Origin of the sequence: Pseudomonas sp. NFACC25 (assembly GCF_900100935.1) — a bacterium.
Lineage (GTDB): Bacteria > Pseudomonadota > Gammaproteobacteria > Pseudomonadales > Pseudomonadaceae > Aquipseudomonas > Aquipseudomonas marginalis.
The window spans coordinates 106,930-116,590 of sequence record NZ_FMUC01000018.1 but is presented as its reverse complement, the minus strand read 5'-3'; the positions used below and the strand labels follow the sequence as shown (position 1 = coordinate 116,590).

Genomic DNA, 9,661 nt, shown 5'->3' with positions numbered 1-9,661 from the left:
TACTAATTGCCCGTGAGGCTTGACCATATAACACCCAAGCAATTTGACTACTCGAAAGAGCATCAGATTGCGGTGTGTGAAGACGCAATGAACCGAAAGTTCGAGATTTCACAAAGCACCGACAGCTGTCACATACCCAATTTGCTGAAGCGAGGCCAACTGGCCACGACTCAGTACCCGAATTTCTTGACGACCATAGAGCATTGGAACCACCTGATCCCATCCCGAACTCAGCAGTGAAACGATGCATCGCCGATGGTAGTGTGGGGTTTCCCCATGTGAGAGTAGGTCATCGTCAAGATTAAATTCCGAAACCCCATTTGCGAAAGCAGATGGGGTTTTGTTTTGGGTGCTCGGAAAGTGCGAAGAGGCGCCTCGGCTGGGTCTTCAGTGCTAAAGTCCATGCCCTCGATTTTGCTTTTCCCAAGGAAGCCGTTATGCCGGATGCGACGTCCCTCAGCGCTGGATTCATGGTGGTTCACGGCAACCGCTTGGACGAACTGCGCAGCCTGGTGGTGAGTTGGATGCGCCGTTATCCCCTGGCGCCTCTGGAAAACGAAATCGCCTTGGTACAAAGCAACGGCATTGCCCAGTGGCTCAAACTGGCCTTGGCTGAAGACCCGCAAGACGACGATATGGGAGGCTGCGGAATTGCCGCCGCCATTGATGTACAGCTCCCCGGCAGCTTCATGTGGCAGCTCTATCGCATGGTCCTGGGACGTGACGAAATCCCTCCAAAATCCCTGCTCGATAAAGCCCCGCTCACTTGGCGCCTGATGCGCCTGCTCCCGGAACTCATCGATCAACAGCACTTCGAGCCGTTGCAACGCTTCTTGACCCACGACTCCGACCTGCGCAAACGCTACCAACTGGCGGAACGACTGGCTGACCTGTTCGACCAATACCAGGTCTACCGCGCTGACTGGCTGGAAGACTGGGCTGCCGGACGCCATCAATTGCGTAATGGTCGAGGCGAATCAAAGCCACTCAACCCTGCCAATTGTTGGCAAGCCGAGTTATGGCGCGCGCTGCTGTTGGACGTCGGTGAAGAGGGCATGGCCGAAAGCCGCGCCGGCGTGCACCAGCGCTTTATCGAACGTATCAATGCGCTTGAGCAAGCACCGAAGGGATTGCCTTCCCGGGTGATTGTCTTCGGGATTTCCTCCCTACCCGCCCAAGCGCTTGAGGCGCTGGCCGGCCTGGCCCGTTTCAGCCAAGTCCTGCTGTGCGTGCACAACCCGTGTCGCCACCATTGGTCCGACATCGTGGCCGACAAAGACCTGCTGCGTAACGAATACAAACGCCAGGCGCGTAAAGCCGGCATGCCCGTTACTATCGACCCACAAACCCTGCACCAACACGCCCATCCGCTGTTGGCCGCCTGGGGCAAACAAGGTCGCGACTACATCAGCCTGCTGGACAGTTACGACGATCCCAACAGCTACCGCGCCGCTTTTCGCGATGGTCGAATCGACCTGTTCAGCGACAGCGAACCCACCACACTGCTCAACCAGCTTCAGGACGATATCCTCGAACTGCGCCCGCTCAATGAGACTCGGGAACAATGGCCGGCTGTCGATCTGGAGCGTGATACATCCATCCGCTTCCACATTGCCCACAGTGCCCAACGCGAAGTAGAGATTCTCCACGACCAATTGCTCCAACGCTTCAGCGCCGACCCCACGCTTCGCCCAAGGGACATCATCGTCATGGTCCCCGACGTCGACAGCTATGCGCCGCATATTCGCGCGGTATTCGGGCAACTGGACAGAATCGATCCCCGCTTCATTCCCTTTACCCTCACCGATCAAGGCCAGCGCGGCCGCGATCCCCTGCTGATCGCCGTTGAACACCTGCTCAAACTCCCTGACAGCCGCTTCCCCGTCAGCGAGATTCTCGATCTGTTGGACGTCCCGGCCTTGCGCGAACGCTTCGCCATCAAGGAGCGCGATCTGCCCACGCTGCACCGCTGGATCGAAGGCGCTGGCATCCGTTGGGGCCTCAACGCCGAGCAACGTGCGGGGCTCGGTCTGCCGAGTGAACTGGAACAAAACAGCTGGCGATTCGGTCTTCGCCGTATGCTTCTAGGCTACGCCGTCGGCACCGGTGCAGCCTGCGAAGGCATTGAGCCTTACGACGAAATCGGCGGGCTTGATGCGGCCTTGATCGGCCCGCTGGTCGCTTTGCTCGATGCGCTCAGCGATGCCCATCAAGCGCTGTCACAACCCGCAGCACCCCACGAATGGGGCGAGCGTCTGCAACGCCTTATGCAACTCTTCTTCCTACCCAGCAGCGAGCACGACGACTACCTGTTGGGTCAGCTTGAGCAACTCAGGGAAACCTGGTTGGAAACCTGCGAGTCCGTTGGCCTGCAGGATGAGTTACCGCTTACCGTAGTCCGCGAAGCCTGGCTGGCCGGCCTGGATCAAGGCCGTCTGTCCCAGCGCTTCCTCGCCGGAGCTGTCAATTTTTGCACCCTGATGCCCATGCGCGCCATCCCCTTCAAACTCGTCTGCCTGCTCGGCATGAACGACGGCGACTACCCACGCGCCCAGCCACCGCTGGATTTCGACCTGATGGGCAGCGACTACCGTCCCGGCGACCGTTCGCGCCGTGAAGATGACCGTTACCTGCTGCTCGAAGCCCTGTTGTCCGCCCGCGACCAGCTCTATATCAGCTGGGTCGGCCGTAGCATCCGCGATAACAGCGAGCGCCCGGCCTCTGTACTCATCGGCCAACTGCGCGACCATATCGCCAGTGGCTGGCACAACGCACAAGAAACACCGCTACTGGACGCGATGACCCAGGAACACCCGCTCCAACCCTTCAGCGCCCGCTATTTCCACGAAGGTGATCCACTGTTCAGCTACGCCCGCGAATGGCAGTTACTCCACGAAGCTGTGGATAACGTCCCAAAAGAGGGTCAACTGGCGCAGCATCAACAGGAAGAACCCCTGAGTCTCGGCCAGTTGCAGGATTTCCTACGCAACCCGGTCAAACACTTCTTCAGCCAGCGTCTGAAAGTGTTCTTCGAAGCCGCCGAAGTACCCCTGGCCGATGAAGAGCCCTTCGTGCTTGACGCGCTGCAACGCTACAACCTGAGCGACAGCCTGTTGAACGCTGCGCTGTCCCAGCCCGAACACCTCGACCAGGCCCTCAACGCCCAGGCCCTGCGGCTGCAAGGCAGTGGCCTGTTGCCGATGGTTGGTTTCGGCGAGTGCCTGCGCAACGAACTCATTGAGCCCCTGCCCGACTTGTTGCAACGCTACCAGCAGTTGCTGGCGCTCTGGCCAACGCCACACACCGCTGCAGAACCGATCAGTTTCGAGCATCAAGGTATAGCGCTGGAAGGCTGGATCAGCGGCCTGCATCGACGCAGTGATGGCGGATTGCTGAGTGTCACCACCATCCCCAATAGCATCGGCTCGATCAAAACACGCAAATGGCATCGCCTGATTCGTCCTTGGGTCAATCATGTGGTGGCCTGCGCCTGCGGCCTGTCGTTGAGCACGGGGTTGGTGGCCAGCGACGATACGTTGCTACTGGCCCCGCTGGATAAGCCCATCGCCCGGGAAATCCTCGGCAACCTGCTGTTGGCCTGGCACAGCGGCATGAGAGAGCCGCTCCCGGTAGCCGTCAAGACCGCCTTCGCCTGGCTCAGCCAGACCGATCCGGTCAAAGCCCACGCCGCCGCGAGCAAAGCCTATGAAGGTGACGGCCTGACCACCGACGGCGAGCGTCGCGAAACCCCGGCGCTCACCCGACAGTTCCCCGATTACGCCGCCCTGGTCGCCAGCGAAGAGTTCGAAGGCTGGTGCGAAACCTTGTATCGACCGCTCATCAACGCCCCATGGCGATCACTCACAGGCGAGGAGGCCGGCCCATGAGCAGCAAACCCTTGGCCCTGGCCTTCCCGTTGAATGGCAGCCAGCTGATTGAAGCCAGCGCCGGCACCGGCAAAACCTTCACCATCTCCGCCTTGTACCTGCGTCTGGTCCTTGGCCACGGTGACAGTGAGTCCGGTTTTGGCCGTGAACTGCTGCCGCCGCAAATCCTCGTGGTGACCTTTACCGATGCCGCCACCAAAGAGCTGCGCGAACGCATCCGCATGCGTTTGGCCGAGGCCGCACGTTTCTTCCGCGAAGAGATTGAACAGCCCGACGCGCTGATCGCCGACCTGCGTGCGCAATACCTCCCCGAGCAATGGCCCGCCTGCGCCAACCGCCTGGACATCGCAGCCCAGTGGATGGATGAGGCGGCGGTTTCCACGATTCACAGTTGGTGCCAGCGCATGCTGCGCGAACACGCGTTCGACAGCGGCAGCCTGTTCACCCAGACCCTGGAAACCGACCACAGTGACCTGCTCGGCGAAGTGCTTCGCGATTATTGGCGACTGTTCTGCTACCCGATGCACGACGACGCCCTCAACTGGGTACGCAGCAACTGGGGCGGTCCGGCCGCGTTGATGCCACGGGTACGCGCACTGTTCGGCAGCGAACGGCCGACGGATGAAACCCGCGAACCCGCCGAGTTGATCAACGCTTGCCTGCAAGAACGCCGTGAAGCGTTGATAAACATCAAGGCTCCCTGGCAACAATGGGCCGTCGAGTTGCGCGAAATCTGCCTGCAAGCCGTAGCCGCCAAAGCCGTCGACGGCCGCAAGATGCAAGCGCGTTACTTCGAGCCCTGGTTCGAAAAGATCAGCGCCTGGGCCGCTGACGAAACCCTGGAACAGCTGGATATTGGCACCGGCTTCACCCGCCTCACCCCCGACGGCATGGCCGAAGCCTGGAAGGGCGACCCGCCGCAACACCCCGGCATCGACGCCATGGCCGGCCTCAAGGCCGCCCTCGACGCGCTGCCAACCCCCGACGCCGCGGTGTTGCAACACGCTGCCGGTTGGGTGGGCAAGCGCTTTGAAGAAGAAAAACGCCGGCGTGCCGAAATGGGCTTCGACGACATGCTGATCCGCCTCAACGCCGCCCTGCAAACCGATGGCGGCGAGCGCCTGGCCAGTGTGATCCGCGAGCAGTTCCCGGTGGCCCTGATCGACGAATTCCAGGACACCGACCCGGTGCAATACAGCATCTTCGACAGCATTTACCGCATCGAAGAGAACCACCTCGACAGCGGCCTGTTCCTGATTGGCGACCCCAAGCAAGCCATCTACGCCTTCCGCGGCGCCGATATCTACACCTACCTGCGTGCGCGCAAATCCACGCTCGGCCGTCATCACACCCTGGGCACCAACTTCCGTTCCAGCCATGCGATGGTCGACGCGGTGAACCACGTGTTCCTGCGCGCGGAAACCGGCCGCGGCGCGTTCCTGTTCCGGGAGTCGAACGGCGACAACCCGGTGCCGTTCCATCCGGTGCTATCCCAAGGCCGTAAGGAAAAACTGCAGGTCGACGGCCAAACGTTGCCGGCAATGAACCTGTGGCACCTGCCCACCGACCAGCCGGTTTCCAACGCGGTGTACCGCCAACAACTGGCCGGTGCCTGTGCCACCCGGATTGTCGAGCTGCTCAACGGCGGGCAGCAAGGTACGGCCGGTTTCCTGCAAGCGGACGACAGCTTCAAAGGCGTACTGCCGTCGGACATCGCCATCCTCGTGCGCGACGGCAAGGAAGCCCAGGCCGTGCGCGCCGAGTTGGCCGCCCGTGGCGTGCGTAGCGTGTACCTGTCCGACAAGGACTCTGTCTTCGCCGCCCAGGAAGCCCACGACCTGCTCGCCTGGCTCAAGGCCTGTGCCGAGCCGGACGTCGAGCGGCCGCTGCGGGCTGCCCTGGCTTGCGTCACCTTGAACCTGTCACTGCCGGAACTGGAGCGTCTGAACCAGGACGAACTGGCGTGGGAAAGCCGCGTGATGCAGTTCCGAGGCTACCGCACGATCTGGCGCACCCAAGGCGTGTTGCCGATGCTGCGTCGCCTGCTGCACGACTTCAAACTGCCGCAAACCCTGATCGCCCGCAGCGACGGCGAACGTGTGCTGACCAACCTGTTGCACCTCAGCGAGTTGTTGCAGCAAGCCGCGTCGGAACTGGACGGCGAACAGGCGTTGATCCGCCACCTGGCCGAACATCTGGCGTTGTCCGGCCAGGCCGGCGAAGAGCAAATCCTGCGCCTGGAAAGTGACGAGCAACTGGTCAAGGTGGTGACCATTCACAAATCCAAGGGCCTGGAGTACGACCTGGTCTTCCTGCCTTTCATCTGCTCGGCCAAGCCGGTCGACGGCAGTCGCCTGCCGCTGCATTACCACGATGAACACGGCAAATCCCACGTCAGCCTGCGCCCGACCGCCGAGTTGATCGCCCAGGCCGACGATGAGCGCCTGGCCGAAGACCTGCGTTTGTTCTACGTAGCCCTGACCCGCGCCAAACATGCCTGCTGGCTCGGCGTTGCCGACCTCAAGCGTGGCAACAGCAGCAGCTCGGTACTGCACCTGTCGGCGCTGGGTTACCTGCTCGGCGCCGGTGCGTCGTTGAGTGAATCCGCCGGCCTCGCGCGTTGGCTGTTGGATCTGCAGGACGGCTGCCCGGCCATCCACTACGCCCCAGTGCCCGACGCCCAGGACATCCTGTTCCACCCGCCGCGCAACACTGCCCACTTGCTCGCGCCCTTGTTACCTAAGCGCAAGGCCGCCGAGAACTGGTGGATCGCGTCCTACAGTGCCTTGCGCATTGGCGACAGCATGAGCGTCGCCCACCTTGAAGCGCCCGAAAGCCCACAGGCGCAAAAGCTGTTCGATGACGAACGCCTCGATCCCGACGCACCGCGTGAAGTGGCAGCGTCCGGCGCGGACATTCACCGTTTCCCACGCGGTCCGAACCCCGGCACCTTCCTTCACGGCCTGCTGGAGTGGGCCGGGGAAGAAGGCTTCAACGTGACCTCGCAAGCGATCGAACAAGCCGTAGGCGCGCGCTGCAATCGCCGCAACTGGGAAGGCTGGATCGTCACCCTCAGCGACTGGCTGGGCCATCTGCTGCACACGCCGCTGCCGGTGGATAACGACCAGGTCGCCCTGAGCAACCTGCAGCACTACCAGATTGAAATGGAGTTCTGGTTCGCCAGCCATAAAGTCGACGTGCTCGCCCTCGACAAGCTGGTGTGCCAGTACACCCACAACGGTGTGTCCCGCGTCGCCGCCGAAGCAGTGCTGCTCAACGGCATGTTCAAGGGTTTTATCGACCTTACCTTCGAACATGACGGCCGCTACTACGTGGCCGACTACAAATCCAACTGGCTCGGTCCCGACGATTCGGCCTACACCCAGGACGCCATGGAACAGTCGATCCTCGAACATCGGTACGACCTGCAATACGTGCTTTACCTGCTCGCCCTGCATCGCCAACTCAAGGCGCGCCTGCCGGACTATGACTACGACCGTCATGTCGGCGGCGCGCTGTACCTGTTCCTGCGCGGCACCCAGGCTGTCAGCCGAGGGGCGTTTTTCACCCGGCCGCCACGGGACCTGATCGAGGGCCTGGACCTGCTGTTCCAGGGCAAGCCCATCCCGCCCAAGGCTGAGCCTGCCTGGGAACAAGGAGTGTTGTTATGAGCCTGTCGCCGTTACCGCTTGAGGCGTTAGCGCCCTTGAGCCGCGCCGCCGACCTGGTGAGCCTGCTGGAGCGTTGGGTTGACCGGGGGTGGCTGCGGGCGTTGGACAAGGCGTTCGTAGGCTTCCTGCACGAGCTCGATCCACACGCCGACCCCTTGGTGCTACTGGCGGCGGCGCTGACCAGCCATCAACTCGGCCACGGCCATGTGTGCCTGGACCTGTTCGAAACCCTCAACGCGCCGGATTTTGCCCTGTCCCTGCCGCCCGAAGGCGACCTGCAAAGCGGCGCCATGCTGCTGCCGTCGCAGTTGCTCGACGGCCTTGATGGCGCCCGCTGGTGCCACGCCCTGGCCGCCAGCCCGTTGGTCGCCCTGGCGCTGGACGGCAGCGAATCGGCACACAGTCGTCCCTTGGTACTGTCGGGCAAACGCCTGTACCTGCGCCGTTACTGGACTTACGAACGACGTATCGACAGCGCCTTGCGCCTGCGTCTTGCCACCCAGGAAAGTGTCGCCGCCGATTTGCCCCAGCGCTTGAATGGCTTGTTTGACCAACCGGCGCCCGATGGCGTGATCGACTGGCAGAAACTCGCCTGCGCCCTGGCCACCCGCGGTGCATTCAGCATTGTCACCGGCGGCCCCGGCACCGGCAAGACCACCACCGTGGTACGCCTGCTCGCGCTGTTGCAGGCGCCTGCCGTTGAGTCCGGCAGCCCACTGCGCATCCGCTTGGCCGCGCCGACCGGTAAGGCCGCCGCGCGTTTGACCGAATCCATCAGCCAGCAAGTGCTGTCGCTGACAGTGCCGCAAAGCGTGAAGGAAAAGATCCCGACCCAGGTCACCACGGTTCATCGCTTGCTGGGCAGTCGCCCAGGGACTCGGCACTTCCGCCATCACCTTGGCAATCCGTTGCCCCTGGATGTGCTGGTGGTGGACGAAGCCTCGATGATCGACCTGGAAATGATGGCTAACCTGCTGGATGCGTTGCCGCCCCACGCGCGCCTGGTGCTGCTGGGTGACAAGGACCAACTCGCCTCGGTGGAGGCCGGCGCCGTACTCGGTGATTTGTGCCGCGACGCCGAAGCCGGCTGGTACAGCCCCGACACCCGCCAATGGCTGCAAACCGTCAGCGGCGAAGACCTCAGCGCCAGTGGCCTGCACGAAGACCTCGATGGCAGCCATCCCTTGGCTCAGCAAGTGGTGATGCTGCGCTACTCGCGGCGTTTCGGCGAAGGCAGCGGCATCGGCCAACTGGCGCGCTGGGTCAACCAGCAAAACGCCGACGAGGCGCGCAAGCTGCTGGCCGCGCGCAGCCACAGCGACCTGTTCTGCGTCAGCCTCAAAGGCGAGCACGACCACGCCCTGGAGCGCCTGGTGCTGGACGGGCAGGGCGACGGCGCCCAGGGTTATCGCTATTACCTCAACCTGCTGCACAGCGCACGCCCCGCCGTCGACACCCCGCGCGATGACCTTGCCTGGACCCACTGGGCCCAGCAACTGCTGCAAGCCTTCGATGCGTTCCAACTGCTCTGCGCCGTGCGCAAGGGGCCTTGGGGTGTGGAAGGCCTGAACCTGCGCATCACGGCCGCCTTGCGCAAAGTGCGGCTGATCGAGGGGGATGAGCAATGGTACGAAGGCCGTCCGGTGTTGATGACGCGCAACGATTACGGCCTGGGCTTGATGAACGGCGATATCGGCATTGCCCTCAAACTGCCTGAAAGCGACGGCGGCCCCCAGGTGCTGCGGGTGGCTTTCCCACGTAACGATGGCCAGGGTGGCGTGCGCTTTGTCCTGCCCAGCCGTCTCAATGATGTGGAAACCGTGTACGCCATGACCGTGCACAAATCCCAGGGCTCGGAGTTCACCCACACCGCATTGATCCTGCCGGACGCGCTGAACCCGGTGCTCACCAAAGAGTTGATCTACACCGGCATCACCCGCGCCAAGCGCTGGTTCAGCCTGATCGAACCCCGGGGCGGGGTGTTTGAAGAGGCCGTGCGCCGCAAGGTCAAACGCTTGAGTGGGTTGATGCTGGAGTTGGGTCAGGAGTCAGAAATATCTGACGCTGTGCTATCGTTGCGGCATCACCCCGAAAACACCTGAG

General features: G+C 62.5%; 3 protein-coding genes and 1 rRNA gene. All 4 read left to right on the top strand.

Annotated features, from left to right (window positions below):
* Positions 1-185 precede the first annotated feature (185 nt).
* The 4 genes from rrf (at position 186) to recD (ending at position 9,660) form a co-directional block, all read left to right on the top strand.
* Positions 186-301 (top strand): 5S ribosomal RNA (rrf, locus tag BLQ09_RS28055).
* 136 nt (positions 302-437) lie between these two features.
* Positions 438-3,887 carry an exodeoxyribonuclease V subunit gamma gene (gene recC, locus BLQ09_RS28050; RefSeq protein WP_027607686.1) on the top strand — a complete coding sequence of 1,150 codons (3,450 nt, stop codon included), beginning with the start codon at positions 438-440 and terminating at the stop codon, positions 3,885-3,887.
* Complete coding sequence (recB, locus tag BLQ09_RS28045; protein WP_092359352.1) at positions 3,884-7,558, top strand: exodeoxyribonuclease V subunit beta; 3,675 nt, start codon at positions 3,884-3,886, stop codon at positions 7,556-7,558. The genes recC and recB overlap by 4 nt, the downstream gene beginning before the upstream one ends.
* Positions 7,555-9,660 carry an exodeoxyribonuclease V subunit alpha gene (gene recD / locus BLQ09_RS28040; RefSeq protein WP_027607684.1) on the top strand — a complete coding sequence of 702 codons (2,106 nt, stop codon included), beginning with the start codon at positions 7,555-7,557 and terminating at the stop codon, positions 9,658-9,660. The genes recB and recD overlap by 4 nt, the downstream gene beginning before the upstream one ends.
* Position 9,661 lies beyond the last annotated feature (1 nt).